Consider the following 25,004-nt stretch of genomic DNA (forward strand, 5'->3'; position numbering starts at 1 on the left):
GGATTAGGTTCGCTCCGGACGGTGGGGGCCTGTACAACGCAATCCACGGGTTGATGCCTGAATAGCCAGGCAGGACGACTTTGCACGGCCGATACTCAAGCTCGAGCGAAAGCTCGCGCACGAGGCGCTGACCGCTGTGCACGAATGGCTGAAATTGGGCGTTCCTTGTCTCATGGTGAGCGGCAAGAACGCGGTCGGAATGGCTTCGTTCAAAAAGAGCCACGCTCCGGTGATTGTGTGAATCACGGTGACTGCAGGCGGGGGATGGGCAGTCTCGGCAAGCTTAGGGCTGTGGATGATTTGCCCGCCGTCAAAAAGCTCATCGCGCAATTCCAGCAATTGGTCAAAGCAATCGGCCAAGATAGCGAAGCCGAAATCTAAGGCTTCGCTCGTCACCCCTGATGATCCGGATCAGGCGCTCGATAACGAGCTGGGGGACGGGAAACCTTCGACGGCTTAACCGACGCGCAAGGGCGCGATTACATCGAATGGTTGACCTTGGCCAAACGCGAATCTACGCGCGAAAAACGCATTGCAACGGCGGCAGAGTGGATCAGTGAAGGCAAGCGCCGGAACTGGAAAAATGAGAACTGCCGAGAAAAAATCGACGCACTTGAAAAAAGGTGCACAAGGCTTGTTGACAGGCAAAACTCACTGGCCTAGAGGCGCGTCTCCCAAGAGGCGCTAGCCGCTTAAATGCGCGGGTGTAGCTCAGTTGGTTAGAGTATCGGCCTGTCACGCCGAGGGTCGCGGGTTCGAGTCCCGTCACTCGCGCCACTTGGGACATTTTTCTTCAGTTTTTGCGGTCGGTGTTGCGCTGCGCGGCTCAACCGGAGAATCGTGTCCCTGCTCGCTCGGCAGAACGCGAGGTCAATCTCACTGTCGTCGGATAAAGCGCCAAGCGATCAGGACTGCGCGCTCCATCGAAAACAGATATTAGCGGGCATCTCGCCCAACAGAACTGTTCTCAGCGCTTCTGGCCCCACTTGCCGGTTTCCATCCAGATCAGGAAGTTTCCAAGAGGCAGGAGCCAGATCACACCAAGGAATATGTAGACGACCGTTTGTGCAAGCCAGTGCCAGCCGGTGAGAATGTCAGCGAGATAGACTGCGATCAAAATACCATAGACCATAAGGCCCAGAAACAGGCCGATGATGCCGACAGGTATTCTCCAGGTGGGGGTCTCGCGCATTAGTCCAATCCATACATCCGTGTTGGTGTGATCACCGCGTCCAGCGTTCTGTCATGCGGCTCAATCGGCAGTTCGTCACACAATTGCACATCCCAGGCCAAGCCAATGGCTTTCGCGTCAGGATGGGCGGCCAGCCAGCGATCGTAATGGCCGCCGCCTTGTCCAAGTCGCTCCATTCTTTGAGTGAAGCTTACCAGAGGTACGAAAACCACATCGGGTGAGATGAGGTTCGCGTCGCTTCCGGGTTGGACGAGGCCGAAAGGGCCTGCTTCCAGATCGTTTTCGGCGAAGGGATCGGTGTGTTCGCGAAACTCCATCGCAGCGGTTTCGCTGGCGAAGAAGGGGAGGGCGATTTTGTGGCCCGCCTCTTGAAAGAAGCGGGCGTAAGCGTTCGTCGGGGCTTCAAATTCGGTCGCGTGGTAAAGACCGATAGTGGCACCCGCTTCGATTATGGGAAGGATCGGGCGCGGCGGCACATTGAAAAGCAGTGCGCGCACCATGTCAGGCTGCGCGGCAACGTGCTCGCGGCGCGCTTTGCGAAGGGCTTTGCGAAGATCAGACTTTGTGATGGCGGTTTCCAGCATCAATCGGCGCGAGAGGCCGCAGGGGTGATCGTCCTCATGTAGCGAAGCGATACGACAAATCAAACGTCTGCCCGTAGTGTGCGCAGCCTGCCTGCCCGCCGAGCGAGGACGCGCCCGCAGATGCGGGTGCGAATGGCAAAGATGTAGCGGGACCACCATGGGCCGGACCATGAAATCCTCTGACGCCGAAAACGTCAGGTGGGCGCCGTATGCCCTAGACCCCAGGACGAACCCGTTATCTAAGGTAGGGACAGCTCCCGTGGATTGCTTATAGCCTCAGGGATGTTCGTTGGCTCGTGCCGGGCAGCCCCGCCACCATACTATTTAGGATGCCTTGGCCGACGCTTCAAGCACGCGCTTCGAGCGCGTCAGCGGTATTTTCTGCTCGGCGGGCGAGAGCCTCAAGCTTTTCCGCCAGCGCCTTGCTGTGCGCTGCATTGTCCTCGGGACTTCCAAACAGATCGTGCTGATGGCGCGCTTCCTCTTGAAGCTTCGCGATGTCGGCCTTCAATCTGGAGTTCTCCTTGCGCGCGTGCTCTTCGGCCTTTCGCACTGTGTCGATTTCAGCCTGAAGCTCGGCCTTGGCCTTGCTCGCCTGTTCCAGTTCTTCTGCGGTGTCGTCGGTCGCTTTGGACACCATGGCCTTGACGTTGCCTTGCGCGGTTTTGAGATTGGTCGAAACCTCGTCCAGTTCTTTTCGAAGCGCGTCCAGCTTGGTGCGCGCTTCGTCAAGTTCATCGGCCATGAAAAGCGCGGCAAACACCATATTGTCCGCCTCTTGAGGGGCGCGCGCTGTGCCAAGTTTGGCGTAGTTTTCGTCGATAAGTGCGCCGAACTTGCGAACTTTCTCCTCGTCCGCAGGATCGCAGGCGATCTGATAGGAGCGCGGGCCGATCTGGATCTTGACCTTATTCACCCTCAAGCTCCTCAATCAAAGTGTCGAGTTCGCCCAGTGTATCCGCGACCTCTTCACGCAACTTTTCATGGGCATTCACCAGTGCCATAACCCGCGCAGAGCCGGGGTTATCCTTGGTTGCAGGGGCATCGCCAGCGGCTTGCGCAGACGCATTGATGTCCCGCTGCGCAGCATCAATTCGCGCCATTGCGGCGTTGATCCGGGCCATTGCCTCGTCAATTCTCTTAGCGCTCATGGCCCATGAAATAACAAGAATGGGCCGCTTCGCAAAGCTTTGCTTGCCGCTGTTGATAAGTGTTCTCGGCTTATCAAACGCTTCTTTGGGCTTGAGGAGGCGGTGCGCGCTCCCTGTTGACCTTATCGGGCGGCTCGGCAATGGCGTTGCGCGTCGGGAAGAGGGGGCGAATCGCTCGCTCATTGCCCGCTTCGATTTGCGTGAGAAAAACAGATAAGCGCGCCTCACGGGATGCGCCAGCAGGAGCACTCGAGGATAATGACGATCGACCCAGCAAGGCTTCAACCGATGGCCAACGCCATCAGGGCGCTTTCGATGGACGCAGTTCAAGCGGCGAATTCGGGCCACCCGGGGATGCCGATGGGAATGGCGGATGCGGCAACCGTTCTGTTTGACCGGCATCTGAAATTCGATGCAAGCCGTCCCGACTGGGCAGATCGCGATCGCTTCGTGCTTTCCGCCGGTCACGGCTCGATGCTGATTTATTCGCTTCTGAATCTCACCGGATACGCGCACCCGACGATGGAGGAAATCAGGAATTTCCGCCAGTTGGGCAGTCCATGCGCCGGCCACCCGGAAAACTTCCTGCTGGATGGCGTGGAATGCACCACCGGCCCTCTGGGTCAGGGGCTTGCGATGGCGGTCGGCATGGCGATGGCCGAACGGCATCTGAACGCCAAATTTGGTGATGACCTCGTCAATCACCGCACCTGGGTTGTCGCAGGTGACGGATGCCTGATGGAAGGCATCAATCACGAGGCGATTGGTCTTGCCGGGCACCTGAAGCTGGGCCACCTCAACGTGCTGTGGGATGATAACGCGATCACAATTGATGGCGGCACCGACAAATCAACCAGCGAAGACGTCTGCGCGCGCTACGAGGCGACAGGATGGCATGTCGTGCGGTGCAACGGCCACGATTTTGAAAGCATCGACGCAGCGCTTTCAGAGGCGAAAGCCGATCCGCGCCCGTCGCTGATCGCGTGCAAGACGATCATCGGCAAAGGGGCTCCTAACAAAGAAGGCACAAGCGCCACCCACGGCGCGCCGCTTGGTCCCGACGAGATCGCAGCTGCGCGTGAGGAATTGGGATGGGATGCAGAACCATTCGTGGTTCCTTCCCAGATTGAAGCGGATTGGCGCGGCGTCGGCGCGAAGGGTGCTGATGCCAGCGCTGAATGGGACGCGCGGCTTGCCGCATCGAGCCATAAAGACGCATTCGAGGCGCAATTGGCAGGGCCTGCCGCTGGCGCGGATGCGGCGATCGAGGATTACATTCGCGAGCTTGCCGCAGAACCCAAGAAGGTCGCCACGCGCAAGGCATCGGAAATGGCGCTCGGCCCGCTTACCGAAAAGCTCCCTCAGCTGATCGGTGGTTCTGCCGACCTTACCGGTTCGAACAACACAAAGACGGCTGCGACCGAGCCTTTCACCCATGAAGATTACTCCGGCCGCTATGTCTATTACGGCATCCGCGAGTTCGGTATGGCTGCGGCGATGAACGGCATGGCGCTTCATGGCGGCGTGACCCCGTATGGCGGGACGTTCCTGATCTTCTCCGACTATTGCCGCAATGCGATCCGCCTGTCCGCGCTTCAGCAGACGCAGGCGATCTATGTGATGACGCATGACAGCATCGGTCTTGGCGAAGATGGTCCGACTCACCAGCCGATTGAACAGGTGATGAGCCTGCGCCTTGTGCCAAACTTGTACACCTTCCGTCCGTGCGACACGATCGAGACGGCGGAGTGCTGGGCGCTTGCAATCAAGGCGACCGAAACGCCGTCTGTGCTCGCTCTTACCCGCCAGGGTCTGCCGCAACTGCGCGGCGAGGGCGACGAGGCGTGGACCGGTGCGGACAATCGCTGTGCCAAAGGGGGCTACCGACTCCAGTCCGCCAGTGCGGCACGCAAAGTCGTGCTGGTCGCATCGGGCAGCGAGGTTTCACTCGCAGTCGATTGCGCCGCGAAGCTTGAAGGGCAGGGCATCGGCACGGACGTTGTCTCCATGCCGTGCACCGAACTTTTCGATGCTCAGGACGCCTCCTACAAAGCCGATCTTCTTCCATCCGATGCTCTCATCGTTTCAATCGAAGCGGGCGTTACGCAAGGGTGGGAGCGTTATACGGGCCTTGGGGGCCTCAACATCGGCATCGACCGTTTTGGCGCATCGGCGCCAGCGGGCGAACTCTTCGAAAAATTCGGCCTCACACCAGAGGCAATCGTTCCGCAAATTCTTAATAAACTCAGCAGCTAAGCAGGAAACCTTCACATGACTACCAAGGTTGCAATCAACGGTTTTGGCCGCATCGGCCGTCTTGTCGCTCGCGCTATTCTTGAGCGTTCCGACGATGATATGGAGCTTGTCTCCATCAACGACCTCGCAGACACGAAGTCCAATGCGCTGTTGTTCCAGTATGATTCCACCCACGGCCGTTTCCCCGGCACGGTTGAGGTCGAAGACGGCGCGATGATCGTCAACGGTCAGCGCATTGCCGTCACCTCGGAGCGCGATCCTGCGAACCTGCCGCACGGCGAGCAGGGCATCGACATCGTGCTTGAATGCACCGGCTTCTTCCAAAGCGACGAAGCGTGCCGCCCGCACCTTGCCGCTGGCGCGAAGCGCGTTCTGATCTCGGCTCCTGCAAAGGGCGTGTCGGCGACCGTCGTTTACGGCGTGAACCACGAGGTTCTGACCGCAGAAGATGTGATCGTCTCCAACGCAAGTTGCACGACCAACTGCCTCTCGCCGATCGCAAAGGTGCTCAACGACACCGTTGGGATCGAGCGCGGCTTCATGACCACGGTCCACTCCTACACCAACGATCAGCGTATGCTCGACCAGATGCACTCGGACATGCGCCGTGCACGTGGCGGGGCTCAGAACATGATCCCGACAACCACGGGCGCTGCGCGTGCTGTTGGCTTGGTGCTGCCAGAGCTTGCGGGTAAGCTTGACGGCTCCTCGATCCGCGTGCCGACGCCGAACGTCAGCCTTGTGGACCTCGTTTTCACGCCAGGCCGCGACACCACAGCTGAGGAACTCAACGCAGCGCTCAAAGCCGCAGCCGAAGGTCCGATGAAGGGCGTGCTCGATTACACCACCGATCCGCTGGTGAGCTCAGACTTCAACCATCACCCGGCAAGCTCGACCGTCGACAGCCTCGAGACGAGCGTGATGGAAGGCAAGCTTGCCCGCGTTGTCAGCTGGTATGACAATGAATGGGGCTTCTCCAATCGCATGATCGACACTGCCAAAGTGATGGCGTCGTTCCTCTAATTTCTTTCCTCTAACTCAGCAGGTTGGATCGCAATGGCCGCTTTCAAAACGCTCGATGATCTCGGTGATGTGACTGGAAAGGTCGCGCTGGTCCGGGTCGATTTGAATCTCCCGATGAAGGATGGCTCGGCCACCGATCTAACCCGTGCTGAAGCGGTCAAGCCGACCATTCTGGAACTTGCCGAACGCGGCGCCAAAGTGCTGCTTCTTGCACACTTTGGTCGTCCGGGCGGCAAGCGTTCCTCCGTCCTCTCGACCAGCATGGTCGTTGGCGATGTCGAGAATGTCCTTGGCAAGGAGATCATGTTCATTCCCGAGGTTTCAGGCCCGGTGGTGGAACAGACGATCGGCATTTTGCGCAATGGCGATGTGGGTCTTCTGGAGAACACCCGCTTTTGGCCGGGTGAAGAGGCTAATGACCCAGACTTCGCCAAGGCCATCGCGACACACGGCGATTTTTATGTAAACGACGCCTTTTCCGCCGCCCACCGCGCGCACGCGACAACCGAGGGTATTACCCATCACCTGCCAGCCTATGCCGGGCGGGCGATGGAGAAAGAATTGAAAGCGCTCGATACGGCGCTTGGCAATCCACAACCTCCCGTTGCTGCGGTTGTGGGCGGGGCGAAGGTTTCGACCAAGCTCGCTGTGCTGGAAAACCTCGTCGGCCGCGTTCAGCATCTTATTATTGGCGGCGGCATGGCCAACACCTTTCTCGCTGCGCGCGGGGTCGATGTTGGCAAGTCGCTGTGTGAGCACGATCTCACCGACACCGCATCCAAGATCATGGACGAAGCGGATCATTCCGGCTGCACCGTTCACCTGCCCTATGACGTTGTTGTAGCGAAAGAATTCGCAGCGAACCCGGCAAGCTTGCGCACCTGCAATGTCCACGAAGTTTCCGAGGATGAAATGATCCTCGACATTGGCCCGCAGGCGGCCGAAGCACTGGCCGACGTTCTCAAGACCTGCCGCACTCTTGTGTGGAACGGTCCACTTGGCGCCTTCGAAACCGAGCCATTTGACGCTGCCACCATGGCGCTTGCGAACCATGTGGCCGCGCTCACCCTCGAAGACGAATTGATCAGCGTTGCCGGGGGCGGAGACACCGTTGCCGCGCTTGCTCAGGCTGGCGTGACTGACGATGTGACCTACATCTCGACCGCAGGCGGCGCATTTCTTGAATGGATGGAAGGCAAGGTCCTTCCCGGGGTGGCCGCGCTAGAAAAATGAGCGAGACAAAAACCGAATATGGTTACGGCGGCGCGATAGAGTGCCAGGAGGGCGAATTTGCGGGGTGGTATCATTCGAACCACGATCCGTTTGAAACCCGCGCTGGCCCTTTTTACATGCGCCGCGAAGAGGACGGAAGCTACTTGAGCGCGTTTCGTGCCGAAGAGCGGCATATGAACGGCGCAGGGTCCATGCACGGCGGTTGTTTGATGACCTTTGCCGATTTTGCGCTTTTCGCCATCGCAACCGATGAAATGGCGGGCCAAATGGGCGTTACCATGAACCTTTCGTCCGACTTTCTGGGCGGTGCACAGCCCGGCGCGCTGATGGAAGCGCGCGGAGAAGTGACGCGGGGAGGGGGTAAAACCATCTTCATCCGTGGACTGATTACAGGGGACGGCGCGCCGGTCCTCAGCTTCACCGGAATAATTCGTAAACTCTCAAACCGGGGCTGACACATGCTGTTGCCCACCAGCGGCAGCGTGGCTAAAGCGCTCGCAAAATTCGACGCATACGAATGCATATAGGCAGGGATCACACATCATGAACAAGCAGGAAATGACCGACAAGATTGCAACGGGCCAAGGCTTTATCGCGGCCCTCGACCAATCGGGTGGATCAACTCCAAAGGCTCTTCGAGGTTACGGTGTCGAAGACAATGAGTGGTCGGGCGATGAAGAAATGTTCGCGCAGATCCACGCCATGCGTTCACGCGTGATCACTTCGCCTTGCTTTTCGAAGGGCAAGGTTATTGGCGCGATCCTGTTCGAGCGCACGATGGATGGCGAAGTGGATGGCAAGTCCACTGCAGATGCGTTGAAAGAACGCGGTATCGTTCCCTTCATCAAGGTCGACCAAGGTCTTGCGGACGAGGAAAACGGCGCGCAGATGATGAAGCCGCTCGACAAACTTCCCGCACTCCTCGAAAAATCGGTGGCCCACGGCATGTTCGGCACCAAGATGCGCTCTGTTATCAAGTCGGCAAACCCCAAGGGGATCGCCGATGTGGTCGCTCAACAATTCGAAGTCGGTAACCAGATTGCTGACGCTGGCCTGATGCCAATGCTCGAGCCAGAATACGACATCACCGCCGATGACCGCGCCGAAGGTGAGGACATACTTCTGGCGGAATTGCAAAAGGGGCTCGACGCGCTTCCCGAAGGGCGCAAGGTCATGCTCAAATTGTCGATTCCGGCGCGTCCGGGCCACTACACCACCTTGATCGAGCACCCCAATGTGCTTCGCGTCGTGGCGCTTTCGGGCGGATACTCAACCGATGACGCCTGCGCGCATCTCGCCAAGAACCCCGGCATGATCGCAAGCTTCTCGCGCGGGCTTCTCCAGGACCTGCGCAAGGGGCAATCTGATGGTGACTTCGATGGCGCTCTTGGCAAGGCTATCGACCAGATCCAGGCGGCAAGCGTCGCCGAATAAGCCACGGCGGCACGATCTTCCACAGCATAGGGGGCTTTGCGTCTCGCAGCCCCCTCGCTATTGGCATTGCCCATGAGCGATATTTCAACCCAGCTTTACCTGATTTCGCCCCTTGATGTGGATGATGAATTTCCCGCACGCCTGACCCGCGCGCTTAAAGCGGGTAAAGGGCTTGTGACGGCGTTCCAGTTCCGTGTGAAGGATCTGGACCAGCACGAGGCTGCGCGTCTGGCGCAGCCGTTGCAGGAAATCTGCGCCGAGCATGAGGTTGCCTTCATCGTTAATGACAGCGTCCCTCTTGCCAAGCGACTGAAGGCGGATGGTGTCCACTTGGGGCAGGACGACGGCGAGCCCAAGGAGGCACGAGAAGAACTCGGCCGTGAGGCACAGATCGGGGTGACTTGTCATGCCTCCTTGCACCTGGCGATGGAAGCTGGTGAAGCGGGCGCGGATTATGTCGCTTTTGGGGCCTTTTTCGACAGCACCACCAAGGACAAAGGCGATGCAGAGCGTCCCACGACCGAAATGATCGAGCGGTGGGTGAAGCTTTTTGAAATTCCACTGGTGACGATCGGCGGCATCACACCGGACAATTGCGCGCCTTTGGTTGAGGCTGGCGCTGACTTTCTCGCGGTATCAGGCGCCGTTTGGAATGGCGACGAAGCCGAGGTCGTTGGCGAATTTGCCAAGGCGATAGAGGCAGCGCGCCCAGCCTCGTAGTTATTTTCGCCGGTCAGCAAGACGCGTGCAAAGCAGCTCGCCTTTCGATCCGTCGCGGTTGAGCTTGCGCAATTGGTTATCGCCAACCCTTTCAAAGCGTTCGCCATTTTTGGGCCCTGCTGTGAAGGTCAGGTTTCTGCCGCGCAGGATGTAGGTCCCGTCGCCTGCCACGCTGCTGTAGCGCGAAGCGGTGCTGATACGGAAACCTTGATCAGATTGGCTTTTGAACGCGCGCCCACCCGCATCGCCAGGTAGGGAGCAGTCGTAATATCCGTGCGGCATCGTGCGCAGCATCCCACCACCCGGTGGCGGCGACACGGCCTGAACGCCGCCCGATTTGGGCAGCACCGGTCCAGCGGTTGCAACAACGGCGCCGGTGGTGGCCAGAATGATGATGAAAAATGTGCGCATATGAGAGCTGTATATTGATCCGCAGCTTTACTACGCATTTACCATCGCAACGGCCAGTGCGTTAACCGTAAAATCCTGTGCCTTGCTGTGTCGCATTGGCGTGAAACTTCGCTGCGCTTGCTCATGGAGGTGAGAGCCGCTATTGGCGCGGGCTCAGTTTCTGACAGCGCGAACCCGCATCAGGCGGGTGCAGGCGCTCCTACCACGTATTGAAAGCAAACCCTCATGAAGATCAGCGGCGTCGACATTCGTCCAGGTAATATTATCGAATATGAGAAGGGCATCTGGAAAGTTGCCAAGATCCAGCATACGCAGCCGGGCAAGGGTGGCGCCTACATGCAGGTCGAAATGAAAAACCTGCAGGATGGCCGCAAGACCAACGTCCGCTTCCGCAGCGCCGACACGGTCGAGAAGGTGCGTCTCGATACTCAGGATTATCAGTTCCTCTATGAAGATGGCGACATGCTCGTGTTCATGGACACCAACACCTATGAGCAGATCAATCTGCCGAACGATCTTTTGGGTGACGCTCGACCGTTCCTGCAGGACGGCATGCAGGTGATGCTTGAGCTTTGGGAAGAAAAGCCGATCAGTGTGCAATTGCCAGCGCAGATCGAAGCAGAAATTACCGAGGCTGATGCCGTGGTGAAGGGCCAGACCGCTTCATCCAGTTACAAACCAGCCGTGCTCGACAATGGCGTTCGCATCATGGTGCCCCCGCACATCGAAAGCGGCACGCGCATTATTGTCGACGTTTACGAGCAGACTTATGTTGGGAAGGCCTAACCCGCGATGAGTATGTTTTCAGGCCTGATCCGCGTGATGGAGCGCGCCGCGCGTAAAGCGGGCGGGCGTTTGCGCCGTGATTTTGGCGAAGTCGAGCACCTTCAGGTGAGCCGCAAGGGTCCTGCGGATTTTGTTTCCAAAGCCGATATGCGTGCAGAGCGTGCGATCTACGACGAGTTGCTCCACGCAAGGCCCGACTGGGGCTTTGTCATGGAAGAGGCAGGCACAATCGAAGGCGCACCGGACAAGCCGCGCTGGATTGTCGATCCACTCGATGGCACTTCCAACTTCCTCCACGGCATCCCGCATTTCGCGATCAGCATCGCGGTTCAGGAACCCCGCCTCGATGGCAGGGGCTGGGGGGAAGTGACCGCTGGCGTTGTCTATAATCCGAGCAGCGATCAGACTTATTGGGCCGAGAAAACCCGCGGCGCCTGGTTGCAGGATGCGCGGCTTCGCGTATCTGCGCGGCGTCACCTCTCGGACGCTCTGGTCGCAACCGGCATTCCGTTTCAGGGTCACGGCGACTTTGCCGAATGGAGTCGCATTTTCGGCGCCATCGGTCCGGAAGTTGCAGGCATTCGCCGGTTCGGCGCTGCCTCGCTCGACCTTGCTTACGTTGCTCAAGGGCGCTTTGACGGCTTCTGGGAAAGCGGGCTCAACGACTGGGATACGGCAGCTGGGTGTCTTCTCGTGCGCGAAGCGGGCGGGTTCGTATCCGACTACCGCGGACGCACAGAACCGATCCATTCCAAGCAGATCATCGCTGCCAATGACGCGCTGCATTCCAAATTGCACAAAATCCTAGCGGGAAGCTTGCGATAAAGGCCAAGCCTCGCTAACAGCGCGCTTCTGCTCTTTCGCAGGCGTGCCCCTGTGGTGGAATTGGTAGACGCGTTCGACTCAAAATCGAATTCCTAACGGAGTGCCCGTTCGAGTCGGGCCAGGGGCACCATTTCTTCAAATCGTCGGCATCATTCGTTACGCTCCGCTTGAGGGCGGCTACGCGCGCATGGGTGTAGCTTCGAGGCCGCAATGGCCCGATTGGGCGAAGTAAGCGCCAGCTCGGCATCAAATCGCTTGCCAAGTCTCTCACAAATTGAGACATCGCCCATACGCAGACCATGATCGAGCTTCCCTCCTATCACGCAATGGCCGCAATGGCCGTCACGGTCTTGATGTTTATCGAGTTCGTGCGGGGCAAGCTGTCGATTGAGATCGTCTCTTTGCTCACAATCGCGGTGATCGCGGTGGGGCTTTACTTCTTCCCGCTACCAGATAGCCGTCCCATTGACGGGCTGGCCCTCGCATTCGGAGGGTTCGGGCACTACGCGCTCATCACCATTTGCGCTCTGATGATCATGGGCAGGGGGCTTGTAGTCACTGGCGCATTGGAGCCAGCGGCCCGCATTCTTGAGCGATTATTCAAATTCAACCTTCAAATCGGATTGCTGGTTTCATTGGTCATCACTCTGGTGTTGTCGATGTTCGTCAACAATACGCCGGTGCTGGTTTTGATGATCCCGATCTTCGCAGCGCTTGCCGCCAAGGGCGCTTTACCGACGTCCAAGACCCTTATGCCGTTGAACGCGGCAAGCCTTATCGGCGGACTTGCAACGACAATTGGCACCTCGACCAATATCCTCGTGGTTTCGATCGCGGTGGACCTTGGAATGCGCGAGATCGGGGTGTTCGATTTTACGCCCATTGTGCTTGGCGCTGCGCTTGTTGCGATTCCCTATATGTGGCTCGTAATGCCGCGCCTTCTGAACGACAACAGCGTCGAAGCGGACGGATCAACGCGCATGTTCCACACCAGATTGCGCGTGGGCAGTCAGTCGATGCTCAGCGGTAAGGAGCTATCCGAAGTAGCCGACAAGCTGCCGGGCGGAATAACCTTTCACGGGGTGAACAAAGGGCCGTTCCAGCCGCAACAGCGTGTCCATATCTCCGGCACGCACGAAGCGTTGGAGGACGCAACACGCGAACTTCGTGGCGAGCTCGCTCCCTCCTGGGTTCTCGACCGGATCAAGCGCACGGCTTCTGCCACGGGCATGGACCAGATGGTGGTCGAAATGACAGTCACCGCTGATTCACGCCTGATCACCCGCACTTTGCCATCCTCTGGGATCGCCGACCTGTATGGTGTTGCCGTTCTGGGTATTCACCGGCCTGATCGATTGATGGGTGAACGCGACCAGTATTCAGATGGCGGCGATTTGCGCATCAAGGAAGGCGACGTGCTTCTGGTGATGGGCATTGAGCCTGACCTTCAGGAATTCGCCCGCGCCGACAGCCTGCTTATGCTCGAAGGCGCACGTGAACTTCCCCGCCGGTCAAAGGCCGTGCTTTCGACTGCAATCATGGGCTTTTCGGTCATTATGGCTGCAGTGGGCCTGCTGCCTATCGCAATCAGCGCGCTTGTCGGCGCGATCCTGATGTTCGTGACGGGCTGCGTGAAGTTCGACCGGGTGGGAAGGGCGCTTTCAGGCCAGGTCATCGTGTTAGTCGCAGCGAGTATCACCATCGGGCGTTTTATCGATGAAAGTGGCGCTGCTGCGTGGCTGGGCGAAACTTTGTCTTTGGGCCTCGTTTATCTACCGCCGGCGCTCGTTCTGGCGGCGATCATGGCGTTTGTGACCGTGCTCACCAACTTTGCTTCCAATGCGACCGCAGCGACGGTGGGGACGCCGATTGCGTTCAGCATTGCCGCGACCCTTGGCTTGCCTCCAGAGCCGCTGGTTCTGGCCGTCCTGTTCGGTTGTAACCTGTGTTATGCCACGCCGATTGCGTACCAAACCAACATGCTCATCATGGCCGAGGGTAAGTACGAGTTTGCCGACTACATTCGCACCGGGGTGCCGCTTGTGGCGATCATGGTGGCGACGCTCTCTGTGCTGCTGGTGCTGAGCTACGGGCTTTAAAGCCTGCGCCAGCCGGGCGTGTCCGGTTTCGTACTTCTTGGCAATTTGCGATGGTGAGTGAATGTCTTCGCATCTTGCGCTCACCTCATTGAATTTACCGGAGAAACTGACACTCATTGAAGGAGTGTGTTTTGCACTCCTGAACAGATTCTCAAGTGTCTCAACCCAAGTGTTTCAACCGCAAGGGTCACGCGGCGCGTTGCGGCAGCTTGGGAGGGAGCGGCGCACAAACAGTTACGGCCACCAAACAAGGCAAAAACCCCGTCTGGCGGCCGTGTTCTCCTCCCCAGGAGAATTCTGTGATGAAGAAGCCGGTTGGCTAAAACCACCCGTTTAGCTTGGAACGTAAGTCCCGAGACGATGGTGAAGGGCGTTGATCTTGGCGAGCTCCTCGCGATCTTCGGTGCCCCGAGCATGACTTTCCAGCGCACGGCGCAAGAGCTTCATGTCAGCGGTCGAAAGAAGCGCGCGGGCGCGGGCAGGTTCGGTCTTCGGAGTGTCGTTATCGCTCATCGTATCTCTCTTCTCTGGCTCGAAATGAACCGAATGATGAGTAAAGCTAATGAAGGGTTGCTTCGGTTCCCGCAAGGCCAGTGTTTCGCGACCTCACAGGAACCGAGCTATCGAACCTTTCGCTGCGGCGAACTGGTTCCCCTCCGCTGCGATTTACGCAGCGGCGAATTGGTTCATGGTGTTGTCTTTACCGCCCGCTTTGAGGGCAGCTTCACCGGCGAAGTATTCCTTGTGGTCATCGCCAATGTCAGAGCCAGCCATGTTCTGGTGCTTGACGCAGGCGATACCCTGACGGATTTCCTCGCGTTGAACGTTCTTGACGTAGCCAAGCATCGCAGCATCACCGAAGTACTCTTTTGCGAGGTTATCGGTGCTGAGCGCGGCGGTGTGATACGTCGGCAGCGTGATGAGGTGGTGGAAGATGCCAGCGCGCTTCGCAGCATCGGCTTGGAAGGTGCGGATTTTCTCGTCTGCCTCTGCTGCAAGCTCGGTGCTGTCGTAGTCCACGCTCATCAGCCTGTCGCGATCAAATGCCGACACGTCCTTGCCTGCTTCTTCCCAAGCGTCAAACACTTGCTGACGGAAGTTGAGCGTCCAGTTGAACGAAGGCGAGTTGTTGTAAACAAGCTTTGCGTTCGGGACGACTTCCCGAACACGGTCAACCATGCCGGCGATTTGCTCAACGTGGGGCTTCTCGGTTTCGATCCAGAGAAGATCAGCGCCGTTCTGGAGCGAAGTGATGCAGTCCAGAACGCAGCGATCTTCGCCAGTGCCGGAGCGGAACTGGTAAAGGTTCGAAGGAAGACGCTTGGGGGCAAGCAGCTTGCCATCGCGGCTGATGAAGACCTGACCGTTGGTGATGTTGGCCGCATCAACTTCGTCGCAGTCGAGGAATGCGTTGTACTGGTCGCCAAGATCGCCTGGCTCTTTCGAGAACGCGATTTGCTTGGTGAGGCCGGCGCCGAGCGAGTCGGTGCGGGCAACGATCACACCGTCTTCAACACCCATCTCGAGGAAGGCGTGGCGACAAGCGCGGATCTTCTGGAGGAAGTCTTCGTGCGGCACGGTAACCTTGCCGTCCTGGTGTCCACACTGCTTTTCATCAGAAACCTGGTTCTCGATTTGCAGAGCGCAGGCGCCTGCTTCGATCATTTTCTTGGCAAGAAGGTAGGTCGCTTCCGCGTTACCGAAACCGGCATCGATGTCAGCGATGATTGGAACGACGTGGGTTTCGTGGTTGTCGATCTGGTTTTCGATTTCCTTGGCCTTGACCGCGTCGCCAGCTTCGCGTGCAGCATCAAGATCGCGGAACATCATGCCAAGCTCACGAGCGTCGGCTTGCTTGAGGAAGGTGTAAAGCTCTTCGATGAGCGCAGGCACACTTGTTTTCTCGTGCATAGATTGGTCGGGGAGCGGGCCGAACTCACTGCGGAGCGCCGCAACCATCCAGCCCGAGAGGTAGAGGTAGCGTTGTTTGGTGCTGCCGAAGTGCTTCTTGATCGAAATCATCTTCTGTTGCGCGATAAAACCGTGCCAGCAGCCAAGCGACTGCGTGTAGTTTGCAGGGTCGGCATCATAAGCTTCCATGTCGGCGCGCATGATCTTTGCGGTGTATTTCGCAATGTCGAGTCCGGTAGGGAAGCGGTTTTGAATCGCCATACGAGCGGTAGCTTCAGGGTCGATTGCGTTCCAGCTTGGGCCGCCGGCCTCGATTGCGGTGCGCATGTTTGCGATAGCAGATTGGTAAGTCATGAAACCGTCCTTGGTTATTGGGGAGGGATGAGGGGCAAGTGACATGGTGCGCCGCAGCGCGACAGGAAAAGTTACAAACTTTGTTGTCTATATGACGCACTAACCGGCTCGATCTTGTGTAACTGTGTAAAGAAGTTTACAGATCATCTATGACAGATTCATCGCTACTCGCCGGTCCTTCGCTTCGTCGTCTGCGCAAACGCGAAGGGCTCACCCAAGCCGCTATGGCCGCCTCGCTTGGTATTTCGCCGAGCTATCTTAATCTCATCGAACGTAACCAGCGCCCGCTTTCGGCGCGTGTGCTGGTGCAGGTGATCGAGCGGTTCGATTTTGATCCCCGCGACATTCGTGAGGATGAAACCATCGGCGGGGTCGACGGACTTGCCCGGCGCATGGCGGACAAACGCTTTGCCGACCTTGGTATCGACCGCGAGGAATTGCAGGAGTTCCTCTCTGCCGCTCCGCAAGCAGCCGCGGCCTTTGCGCGGCTATACGACAATTCTGATGCGAGCATACCAAGCGACGACCCGGCCGGCGATGCAAGGCGTGCAGTGGAGCGTTGGCAAAACCACTTTCCCGACCTCGACCACGCGGCTGAGGAGCTTTCTGACCAATTGCGCCTGTCGCGCGGCGACCTTGCCCCTGCTCTATCGGAGCGGCTGCGCGAGAAACATCGCCTCACCGTTCGGATCTTGCCCGCAGATGTGATGCCGGGGATGATGGCGCGTCTCGACCTTCATGCGCGGCAGTTGCAAATCTCCGAGATGCTTGGGGGCGCTGCGAGGCGGTATCAGATCGCGCGGCAAATCGCGCTGTTCGAGCAACGTGAGCTCATCGAAACTCTTGTTGAAGGCGCGAACATTTCCTCAGCCGACGGGCGCGACAAGTTTCGCGAACATGTGACCAATTACGCCGCTTCCGCTTTGCTTATGCCTTACAGCCGGTTCCTGCGTGCGTGTGAACAGACCGGCTATGATCTCGCTGTGCTCACGCGGCGGTTCACCGTTAGCCTTGAGCAATTGGCGGATCGCCTGACGACCCTGCAAAGAGTTGGTGAGCGCGGGCTTCCATTCTTTTGTGCGCGGTTCGGGCGCACGGGCCGCATGATCCACTTTATCGCAGGCGCAAGCGGGGCAGCCTATCCGCTCGAAGGCGCGCGCTGGCCGGCCTGGGTCCCTTATGCCGCATTCGAACGGCGCGGTTCCTTGCTCACGCAGTCTGTATTGTTCGGGGAGGGCGAAGCAATTCCGAGGCATTGGTTTACAATGGCCAGCACCTTCGAGATCAGCGGCGAAGCCTGTTTGTCACGGCGTGCGGTCGTGCTCGGTATAGAGGCGCGATACGCCGAAAATCTTGCCGAAGCGCGCGGTGTGTCGCTCGACCAGCTCGATGCCATTCCCTTGGGTACACCGTGCAAGGCGTGTGGCAAGGTCAACTGCCTGACACCGGCACCGGGGCGCATGGCACTGACGGGGTGAGAAAGCGGTTTGATACCGCAAACATTTTGGAACGAACAATCCCAGGCATGGTTCTCAAACTATTGGAGGAAAAGAATATGTCTGAAGAACGCATTACTGAAACAACCGATGCACAAGGTAACACCCACACGACCCGCGTTGTTTCTGACGGTGGCTCCGGAGGCGGGATGGCCAAATGGGCGTTCCTGCTCGTTCTGGTGATTGCTCTTGGTGTTGCAGGTTTCCTTTTGACGCAAACGAACACGGCCGAAATCGCAAAGGACAACGCGATCACTGAGGCAGCACAGGATGTAGGCGAAGCTGCTGGTCAGGTGGGTGAAGCTGCCCAAGAGGCCGGGGAAGCGGCGCGCGATGCTGCCGAGAACATGGGCGGATAAACACCGCGTTAACTACTGTGGGGCCTGAATAACGCGCGCTGCTTGCGGCACTGTAAAATTTACCGACACTTAAACACTCAGCATTAGGAAGAGGATCGAAAAGCAGACATCAGCCCAAGGCGCGCGCGTTTTTATGATCCGATTATTCAAGCACTACATCCCCCATGCGGTGATGCTTCTGGGTATCCTGGACTTTGCACTTCTCGTGGTCGCAAGCGAGGCAGCGTGGCAGTTGAGGGCCAATCAGATCAACATGGATCCAGGGCCGATCGAAGGGCGCTGGATCCCGCTTATTGGCTCTGCCTCCGTAGTATGGTTGGCGATGATCGCCGTCGGAGTGTACGGTCCTTACGCCTTGAGATCGTTGCGGTTTGCCGGTGCGCGCCTGCTGGTCGCAATCAGCCTTGGCATCATTGCGTTAGCGACGATTGATTGGATTTTGCCGGGCGAGACTTTCTGGCGTTCAACCCTTCTTTACGCCATGGGTTTTGCGATCTTTGTGCTGGTTGCCGACCGGCTTCTTCTCAACAGCTTCCTTGGCTCCTCCGCCTTTCGCAGGCGGGTCATGGTTCTGGGCGCAGGGGACCGCGCGCAGCGTTTGCGCAACCTTAGCGAACAGCCGGAATCGGGGTTCGTCATCGTTTCATACATTGCGATGGGCGAGCCTGAGCGAGTTGTCGAAGAGGCGATTGCGCGCGAAGCCATCCATGATCTTGGCCGTTTCGTTGAAAATCTCGGCGTGAGCGAGGTTGTCCTTGCCTTGCAGGAGCGCCGCAATTCCCTGCCCCTTTCCGACCTTTTGCGGATCAAGACAAAGGGTGTCCACGTCAACGACTTTTCCAGCTTCCTTGAACGCGAGACAGGCCGCGTGGATCTGGATACGGTGAATCCCAGCTGGCTCATCTTCTCGGACGGCTTTTCGAGTGGGCGGATGCTGTCGAGCGCAGTCAAACGTTTGTTCGACATCGTGGCCTCGGTCATCCTGCTGGCGCTAACCTTCCCGATTATATTGATATTCGCGCTTATCGTGAAACTCGACAGCAAAGGGCCTGCCTTCTTCAGACAGGAGCGCATTGGACTTTTCGGCCAACCATTTCACCTCATCAAACTGCGCTCCATGCGGGTTGATGCAGAGAAAGACGGGGCGAAATGGGCAGCCGAAAATGACGACCGGATCACCCGTGTCGGTCGCTTTATCCGCAAGGTGCGCATTGATGAGCTACCGCAAACCTGGAGCGTTCTGAAAGGTGAGATGAGCTTTGTCGGCCCTCGGCCCGAAGTGCCAAAGTTCGTCAATGACCTTCAAAAAGATATCCGCTTCTACCAGGAGCGACACATGGTGAAACCTGGCATTACCGGGTGGGCGCAGATTAATTACCCTTACGGCGCCTCGACCGAGGACAGCCGCAAGAAGCTCGAATACGACCTCTATTACGCTAAGAATTATACACCTTTCCTCGATTTCGTGATCCTGTTGCAGACGGTGCGCGTGATCCTTTGGCCGGAAGGGGCGCGCTGATTTTGGCGGGTTTCGAAAGCCTTGAACCGATGCTGGCGTGGGTGTGCTATCTTGCCGGGGCAATCGCTTCGGCGGGGGCGCTTGTATGGATTGCGCAATTTGGCGATCGAAATCGACCTGATCGCAAATCCGTTCTTGTGGCACTCGCGACGTGTGTCGTGTGGTGCAGCCTCTCGCTCGCCTCTGATCCTGGGTCGCTAGCAGTCGGTATCGCGGAGACCGCGCGCAATGTTGCGCTACTGGTGGTCATTTTTCACCTGTTTGCAGCCGATGGACGCGATGAAAGCCTTAAGCCAACTCGGCCTGTGATTGTCATCCTCGTCCTTGTTCAACTGCTTCAGTTGGTCCTGATCGGCGTCGATGCGCAGGCCACTTCTTTCCCGCAAGTGCTGCAGCTGACAGATGAAATCAGCGGATTCTTCTCGATGATGGTTGCGATCGGTGCGCTGGTGCTATTGCACAACCTTTACGCAGGGGCCGCCTCCACTTCGCGCCGGATCATCATGTGGAGTGGGATCGGGCTTGGCGGGTTCTTCGCCTATGATCTCAACCTTCACACGCTCGCCTATCTTGGCCAGGTGAACCCGCCCGTTCTGGTTTCGCTTTATGGCCTTGCGGCAGCGGTCATGGCTGTGATGATGGCTTTCGGGGCGAATTCAAGCAGCGCAGGCCTGGAGTTCAAACCGTCGCGCGCAGTCACCTTCCAAACGCTCTCGCTGCTTGTCATCGGCTCCTATCTGATTGTGATGGTCATTGTGACGCGCAGTTTGGCGCTCTTGGGTGGAGATGTCGCACGCGCCAGCCAGATCGCGTTTGTTGTGTTTGCCATTGCGGCCGCCGCTATCTGGCTGCCATCGCATCGGATCAGGCGCTCGGTGCGGGTGATGGCCGCCAAGCACTTGTTCCAGCATCGTTACGATTACCGCGAAGAGTGGCTTCGCTTCACGCGGACCATCGGCCATGTCTCGAACAATCGCAGCAGCTTTCAGGAGCGCGCGGTAAAGGCGCTTGCCGACATTACCGAAAGTCCGGCGGGTCTGCTGCTGATGCCTAACGAAGAAGCGCAGCTTGAGCTTAATGCGCGGTGGAACTGGCCGACCCTGGACGTTCCCGCCATCGCGAGCGACTATAAGCTGCCTGGTCTGCTGGAACAGCACAATCACATTCTCGCTCTCGATGAGGCGCGTTCCGGTATCGAGTATTTTGGCGAACTTGACCATGTTCCGGCGTGGCTGCTCGAAGCCGAGGATGCGTGGGCGCTTGTTCCGCTTATTCACTTCGACAGGCTGGTTGGCGTCATCGTTCTTGCCCGCCCTCCCATTGAGCGCAGGCTCGACTGGGAAGATTTCGATCTGCTGCGGGTCGGTGGTCAGCAACTGGCAAGCTATCTGGCCGAGCAGGCCGGACAGCAAGCCTTGATGGACGCAAGCCGTTTCGACGAGTTCAATCGGCGCATGGCGTTTGTCATGCACGACATCAAGAACATCGCGAGCCAGCTGTCGCTCCTTTCGCGCAACGCTGAGAAACACGCCGATAATCCCGATTTTCGCGCCGATATGCTCGTCACTTTGCGCAATTCTTCGGACAAGCTGAACATCCTGCTCGATCGCCTGGGACGGTATGGTTCGGGCCAAGCGCAAGAAGTGCGCGAGCTTGATCTCAATGACCTCGCAGTCAGGGTCCGTGATCGTTTTAAAGGCGTGCATCCCGTTTCGTTCGCGCGCACTGAACCGGTAAGAGTGCTTGCCGATGAAGAGGCGCTCGAACAGGCGCTGCTTCATCTCGTCCAGAACGCCGTTGACGCAAGCGATGATGATGATGCCGAGGTGATCTTGAACACTTCGCGTGATGGCTTCAGCGGATCAATCGAAGTTGTTGATGTCGGCGCTGGCATGACACCTGAATTCGTGCGCACCGGGCTGTTCAAACCGTTCGTGTCATCCAAACAGGGCGGGTTCGGCATTGGAGCATTTGAAGCACGCGAAATGGTCAAGGCGATGGGCGGCAGGCTCACCGTCGAAAGCCGCGAAGGGTTGGGAACGCGCTTTAGCGTAAGCCTGCCAGTCCCCGAAGCGGCGCGACTGCGCGATGCGAGCACTTCCGCCGCCCAAATTATCGACCACTAAACACCAAGTGAAGAAGAGGCCGCCTGATGGCTGATAAAAAACCCGTTTTGCTCGTCATTGAAGATGATGAAGGCCTGCAAGCCCAATTGAAATGGGCCTATGAGGATTTTGAAGTCGTGATCGCTGGCGACCGCGACAGCGCAATTGCGGCGCTTCGCAGCGAGGCGCCTGCGGTTGTCACCCTCGATCTCGGGCTGCCGCCTGATCCGGATGGTACGACAGAGGGTTTCGCTGTGCTTGATGCGATCATGGCACTGAAGCCTGATACGAAAGTGATCGTGGCGAGCGGACACGGCGCGCGCGAAAGTGCGCTTCAGGCGATTGAGCGTGGAGCCTATGATTTTTACCAGAAGCCGGTCGATATCGAACAGCTTGGCCTGATCGTCCGGCGGGCGTTCAACCTTCACACAATCGAGGATGAGAACCGCCGATTGGTCGCTCATGCAAGCGAGGACAAGACAGTTCTCGGTCGCTTAATCACTGGCGCGCCAGAAATGGTCAAGGTTGCTCGAACGATTGAACGGGTGGCTTCGACCAATGTCTCGGTCATGCTTTTGGGTGCGAGCGGCACAGGCAAGGAACTGCTTGCGCAAGGCCTGCATGAGGCCAGCAACCGCCGCGATAAACCTTTCGTTGCAATCAATTGCGCCGCGATCCCGGAAAACCTTTTGGAAAGCGAGCTTTTCGGTCACGAGAAAGGCGCATTTACCGGCGCTGTCAAAACCACCGAAGGAAAGATCGAGAGCGCCAATGGCGGCACGCTCTTCCTCGATGAGGTGGGGGATATCCCACTGCCTTTGCAGGTGAAGCTCCTGCGTTTCCTTCAAGAGCGCACCATTGAACGCATCGGCGGGCGCAAGACTATCGCGGTCGACACTCGCATCGTTTGCGCAACCCACCAGAACCTTGAGAGCATGATTGGCGAGGGTACTTTCCGCGAAGACCTGTTCTATCGCCTGGCCGAGATTGTCGTGCGTATTCCCGGTCTAGCAGAGCGGCATGGTGACGCCGTTCTGCTCGCCAAGGCGTTCCTCAAGCGTTTTGCTGCGGAAATGAACCCGGCGGTCACTGGTTTTGCGCCTGATGCCCTTCGCGCGATTGATGGTCACGAATGGCCCGGCAATGTGCGCGAGCTTGAAAATCGGGTGAAGCGCGCTGTTATTATGGCCGATGGCAAACTTGTAGCGGCGGCGGATCTCGATTTTGAAGGCGAAGAGGATGAGGACGCGGAGGTCCTCAATCTCAAGTCTGCCCGTGAACAGTCGGACCGCAAGGTGATCCGCCATGCTCTGGCGCGCAGCGAGGGCAATATTTCGAGCACTGCCAAGCTTCTCGGGATCAGTCGTCCGACCTTGTACGATCTGCTCAAACAATATGATTTGCAGGTGTAGTCTCGACAAGCGGGTTTGATCAGGGCAGTGCGCGGCCACAATGATGTCGCGCCTGTCTGTTCTTGCCGATCCGATGATCGTGGTGCTGATCACCACGACGCTTTTGGCGACCGTGGTTCCAGCGGCAGGTGAGGCGCGGGGCATTGCCCAGAATGTTTCCAATGTCGCGATTTTTCTGTTGTTTCTGGTCAATGGCATGCGCATTGCGCGCGGGGAAATTGCCGAAGGCCTTGCGAACTGGCGGTTTTTCGTGCCGCTTTTCGCGTGGGTTTTCGGAGCGATGGCGCTTATTGGATTAGGCCTTTCGACGCTTGCCTCTGGCCTACTTCCGCCGCTTGTCGCGCTTGGCTTCCTGTTTCTGGGTGCGCTGCCTTCCACGATCCAATCTGCGACGTCTTACACCAGCCTTGCAGGCGGCAACGTCGCGCTTTCCGTAGTGGGGGCTGCTCTCATCAACATCGCCGGAGTTTTCATCACGGCCCCGCTTTTCGCGCTTCTGGCAGGTGGGGAAACGGTCGATGTTGGCTCCGAGACGATTGTGCGTATCGGCATGATCCTCATCCTGCCTTTCCTAATTGGCCAGGCACTGCAGGGTTGGACGATTGACTGGCTAAGGACACGCAAATCAGATGTCGCCTGGCTTGACCGGATCGTCATCGGCATTGCCGTGTATGTCGCTTTCTCAGGCGCGATCGAGCAAGGGCTTGGCCAGATGTTTACCCTTCTTGGTTGGGCCGCGCTGATCGGCCTCATCATGGTCTATCTTGTCGCTGCATCTGGCGGCGCGTGGGTCACTGGCGGGCTTCTCAACATCTCTCGCGAAGACCGGATCGCTTTCCTTTTCGCCGGTGCGCAAAAGAGCGTAGCCATCGGCGCGCCGCTCGCGGCCATTCTGTTCGCGCCCGACGTAGCAGGCTTCGTCATCGCGCCGCTGCTGCTGTATCATCTGCTCCAGCTGCTTATCGCAGCGCCGCTCGCCAATTTTCTGGCCAAGTCTAGGATTTAGGCTGGTAGGTCTGATCTTCGGTCGGAAATGTGCGTTCGCGCACTTCCTCGGCGTAGTGCGCGACCGTTTTCTCAATGACGGAAGCAATATCCTCATACTTCTTCACAAAGCGCGGGACGCGTTCAAACATGCCGAGCATATCTTCGGTCACCAGCACTTGCCCGTCACACTGGTTTGATGCGCCAATGCCAATTGTCGGACACGACACCGCTTTCGTCGCCTCGATCGCGATGGGTTCGAGCACGCCTTCGAGCACGATCGCAAACGCTCCCGCTTTGTCCAGGGCAACAGCATCGCTGACGATCTTTTCTGCTTCTGCATCGGATCGCCCGCGAGCCATGTAACCGCCGAGCACGTTGACCGCCTGCGGGGTGAGACCAACGTGCCCCATCACCGGGATGCCGCGCGTGTTGAGGAATTCAACCGTCTCGGCCATCGCCTCGCCGCCTTCAAGCTTCACCGCAGCCGCGCCCGTTTGCTTGAGCAGGAATGACGCGCTTTCAAACGCTTGCTCTTTGCTCGCCTCGTAGGAGCCGAAGGGCATGTCCACGACCACCACCGAGTGATAGCTTCCGCGCACCACCGCCGCGCCGTGATTGGCCATCATTTCGAGCGTCACCGGGACGGTCGAAGGCAGGCCGTAAATCACTTGAGCCAGCGAATCTCCAACTAGCAGCAAATCGCAATGCGCATCCAACAGTTGTGCCTGACGCGCGGTGTAGGCGGTCAGCATCACCAGTGGGTCCTCGGTCACCCCGTCCTTTTTGCGCGCCCTGATGCGCGGCACGGTCAGCCGTTTCATCGGCTGCGGGGTGGGGTTGGCTCGGCTTGTGCTCGTATCGAGCTGGAATGTTGTCGACATGGGGGCTGTCTCTAATGGTCAGGGCGCGAAAGGCAAAAAATTTTGAGGTTGAGGCCAGAGTTATCGGATGAGCTGGATTGTCTTCGAGGTGACACGATCGCCGGGTGGGTAAGTCAGTATTGGGTCGGGAAGTTAAGCAATTTCAGTTGCTTGGGTGTGAGGCCGCACTGCTTTCTTCTCCGGAAGCTTTTCGCCTTGAGATACGAACACAAAAGCGGGCTTTGCCACAGCGATTGTCGAGCCGGACGAAGAGAAGCGGGTCACGC

24 protein-coding genes and 2 tRNA genes are annotated in these 25,004 nt (G+C 58.1%); 18 read left to right on the top strand and 8 right to left on the bottom strand.

The window, feature by feature from the left end; genetic code table 11:
* Positions 1-144: 144 nt before the first annotated feature.
* Positions 145-381 carry a hypothetical protein gene (locus tag MWU38_RS14030; RefSeq protein ID WP_247272414.1) on the top strand — a complete coding sequence of 79 codons (237 nt, stop codon included), beginning with the start codon at positions 145-147 and terminating at the stop codon, positions 379-381.
* 319 nt (positions 382-700) lie between these two features.
* Positions 701-777: transfer RNA gene (locus MWU38_RS14035), tRNA-Asp, on the top strand.
* 190 nt (positions 778-967) lie between these two features.
* Here the strand turns inward: MWU38_RS14035 and MWU38_RS14040 are convergent.
* From MWU38_RS14040 to MWU38_RS14055, 4 genes are all read right to left on the bottom strand, one after another.
* On the bottom strand, positions 968-1,192 hold the full coding sequence (locus MWU38_RS14040; RefSeq protein WP_247272415.1) for a DUF2842 domain-containing protein: 225 nt from the start codon (positions 1,190-1,192) through the stop codon (positions 968-970).
* Positions 1,192-1,776, bottom strand: a complete 585-nt coding sequence (locus MWU38_RS14045; protein WP_247272416.1) for a 5-formyltetrahydrofolate cyclo-ligase — start codon at positions 1,774-1,776, stop codon at positions 1,192-1,194. The genes MWU38_RS14040 and MWU38_RS14045 overlap by 1 nt, the downstream gene beginning before the upstream one ends.
* Positions 1,777-2,122: 346 nt before the next feature.
* Positions 2,123-2,692, bottom strand: coding sequence for a cell division protein ZapA (zapA, locus tag MWU38_RS14050; RefSeq protein ID WP_247272417.1), 570 nt, complete (start codon positions 2,690-2,692; stop codon positions 2,123-2,125).
* Complete coding sequence (locus MWU38_RS14055) at positions 2,685-2,927, bottom strand: hypothetical protein (RefSeq protein ID WP_247272418.1); 243 nt, start codon at positions 2,925-2,927, stop codon at positions 2,685-2,687. Before MWU38_RS14055 ends, zapA begins: the two co-directional genes overlap by 8 nt.
* A 231-nt stretch (positions 2,928-3,158) precedes the next feature.
* Here MWU38_RS14055 and tkt point away from each other — a divergent pair, with 231 nt between their 5' ends.
* The 6 genes from tkt (at position 3,159) to thiE (ending at position 9,593) form a co-directional block, all read left to right on the top strand.
* Positions 3,159-5,183, top strand: a complete 2,025-nt coding sequence (gene tkt, locus MWU38_RS14060; RefSeq protein ID WP_281494680.1) for a transketolase — start codon at positions 3,159-3,161, stop codon at positions 5,181-5,183.
* A gap of 15 nt (positions 5,184-5,198) precedes the next feature.
* Positions 5,199-6,206: a type I glyceraldehyde-3-phosphate dehydrogenase gene (gene gap / locus MWU38_RS14065; protein ID WP_247272420.1), complete on the top strand. Its 1,008-nt coding sequence runs from the start codon at positions 5,199-5,201 to the stop codon at positions 6,204-6,206.
* Between the two features lie 33 nt (positions 6,207-6,239).
* On the top strand, positions 6,240-7,439 hold the full coding sequence (locus MWU38_RS14070; protein ID WP_247272421.1) for a phosphoglycerate kinase: 1,200 nt from the start codon (positions 6,240-6,242) through the stop codon (positions 7,437-7,439).
* Complete coding sequence (locus MWU38_RS14075) at positions 7,436-7,894, top strand: PaaI family thioesterase (RefSeq protein WP_247272422.1); 459 nt, start codon at positions 7,436-7,438, stop codon at positions 7,892-7,894. Before MWU38_RS14070 ends, MWU38_RS14075 begins: the two co-directional genes overlap by 4 nt.
* A gap of 88 nt (positions 7,895-7,982) precedes the next feature.
* Complete coding sequence (locus MWU38_RS14080; protein WP_247272423.1) at positions 7,983-8,873, top strand: fructose bisphosphate aldolase; 891 nt, start codon at positions 7,983-7,985, stop codon at positions 8,871-8,873.
* A 72-nt stretch (positions 8,874-8,945) separates the two neighbouring features.
* Positions 8,946-9,593 carry a thiamine phosphate synthase gene (thiE, locus tag MWU38_RS14085; protein WP_247272424.1) on the top strand — a complete coding sequence of 216 codons (648 nt, stop codon included), beginning with the start codon at positions 8,946-8,948 and terminating at the stop codon, positions 9,591-9,593.
* Here the strand turns inward: thiE and MWU38_RS14090 are convergent, their stop codons facing one another.
* Positions 9,594-10,004: an elongation factor P gene (locus MWU38_RS14090; RefSeq protein ID WP_247272425.1), complete on the bottom strand. Its 411-nt coding sequence runs from the start codon at positions 10,002-10,004 to the stop codon at positions 9,594-9,596. It abuts the gene before it with no gap.
* 225 nt (positions 10,005-10,229) lie between these two features.
* On the opposite strand from MWU38_RS14090, the gene efp reads away from it, so the two are divergent.
* The 4 genes from efp to MWU38_RS14110 all read left to right on the top strand — a co-directional run bounded on the left by efp (position 10,230) and on the right by MWU38_RS14110 (position 13,714).
* Positions 10,230-10,790, top strand: coding sequence for an elongation factor P (gene efp, locus MWU38_RS14095; protein WP_247272426.1), 561 nt, complete (start codon positions 10,230-10,232; stop codon positions 10,788-10,790).
* A 6-nt stretch (positions 10,791-10,796) separates the two neighbouring features.
* Positions 10,797-11,615: an inositol monophosphatase family protein gene (locus tag MWU38_RS14100; protein ID WP_247272427.1), complete on the top strand. Its 819-nt coding sequence runs from the start codon at positions 10,797-10,799 to the stop codon at positions 11,613-11,615.
* 45 nt (positions 11,616-11,660) lie between these two features.
* Positions 11,661-11,745 (top strand) — tRNA-Leu (locus MWU38_RS14105).
* Between the two features lie 169 nt (positions 11,746-11,914).
* Complete coding sequence (locus MWU38_RS14110) at positions 11,915-13,714, top strand: SLC13 family permease (protein WP_247272428.1); 1,800 nt, start codon at positions 11,915-11,917, stop codon at positions 13,712-13,714.
* Between the two features lie 333 nt (positions 13,715-14,047).
* Here MWU38_RS14110 and MWU38_RS14115 read toward each other — a convergent pair whose 3' ends face one another.
* Both MWU38_RS14115 and MWU38_RS14120 read right to left on the bottom strand, forming a co-directional pair.
* Positions 14,048-14,227, bottom strand: coding sequence for a hypothetical protein (locus MWU38_RS14115; RefSeq protein WP_247272429.1), 180 nt, complete (start codon positions 14,225-14,227; stop codon positions 14,048-14,050).
* 153 nt (positions 14,228-14,380) lie between these two features.
* Positions 14,381-15,979 (bottom strand): isocitrate lyase, encoded by a 1,599-nt coding sequence (locus MWU38_RS14120; RefSeq protein ID WP_247272430.1) that lies wholly within the window; start codon positions 15,977-15,979, stop codon positions 14,381-14,383.
* A gap of 149 nt (positions 15,980-16,128) precedes the next feature.
* Here MWU38_RS14120 and MWU38_RS14125 point away from each other — a divergent pair, with 149 nt between their 5' ends.
* The 6 genes from MWU38_RS14125 (at position 16,129) to MWU38_RS14150 (ending at position 23,876) form a co-directional block, all read left to right on the top strand.
* On the top strand, positions 16,129-17,457 hold the full coding sequence (locus MWU38_RS14125) for a short-chain fatty acyl-CoA regulator family protein (RefSeq protein ID WP_247272431.1): 1,329 nt from the start codon (positions 16,129-16,131) through the stop codon (positions 17,455-17,457).
* A 77-nt stretch (positions 17,458-17,534) separates the two neighbouring features.
* A complete protein-coding gene (locus MWU38_RS14130) occupies positions 17,535-17,834 on the top strand; it encodes a hypothetical protein (RefSeq protein WP_247272432.1) in 300 nt (99 codons plus the stop codon).
* A 133-nt stretch (positions 17,835-17,967) separates the two neighbouring features.
* Positions 17,968-19,353 carry a TIGR03013 family XrtA/PEP-CTERM system glycosyltransferase gene (locus MWU38_RS14135; RefSeq protein ID WP_247272433.1) on the top strand — a complete coding sequence of 462 codons (1,386 nt, stop codon included), beginning with the start codon at positions 17,968-17,970 and terminating at the stop codon, positions 19,351-19,353.
* Between the two features lie 2 nt (positions 19,354-19,355).
* Positions 19,356-21,479, top strand: a complete 2,124-nt coding sequence (gene prsK / locus MWU38_RS14140) for an XrtA/PEP-CTERM system histidine kinase PrsK (RefSeq protein WP_348646911.1) — start codon at positions 19,356-19,358, stop codon at positions 21,477-21,479.
* 26 nt (positions 21,480-21,505) lie between these two features.
* The gene (gene prsR, locus MWU38_RS14145; protein WP_247272434.1) at positions 21,506-22,870 is read left to right on the top strand and encodes a PEP-CTERM-box response regulator transcription factor; all 1,365 of its coding nucleotides are present in this window, start codon (positions 21,506-21,508) and stop codon (positions 22,868-22,870) included.
* 40 nt (positions 22,871-22,910) lie between these two features.
* Positions 22,911-23,876, top strand: a complete 966-nt coding sequence (locus MWU38_RS14150; RefSeq protein ID WP_247272435.1) for a bile acid:sodium symporter family protein — start codon at positions 22,911-22,913, stop codon at positions 23,874-23,876.
* On the opposite strand, the gene panB is transcribed toward MWU38_RS14150, so the two are convergent.
* Positions 23,866-24,738, bottom strand: coding sequence for a 3-methyl-2-oxobutanoate hydroxymethyltransferase (gene panB, locus MWU38_RS14155; protein WP_247272436.1), 873 nt, complete (start codon positions 24,736-24,738; stop codon positions 23,866-23,868). The genes MWU38_RS14150 and panB overlap by 11 nt on opposite strands.
* Positions 24,739-25,004: the final 266 nt, after the last annotated feature.

The sequence above is a fragment of the Qipengyuania sp. S6317L1 genome, assembly GCF_023015615.1.
GTDB lineage: Bacteria > Pseudomonadota > Alphaproteobacteria > Sphingomonadales > Sphingomonadaceae > Erythrobacter.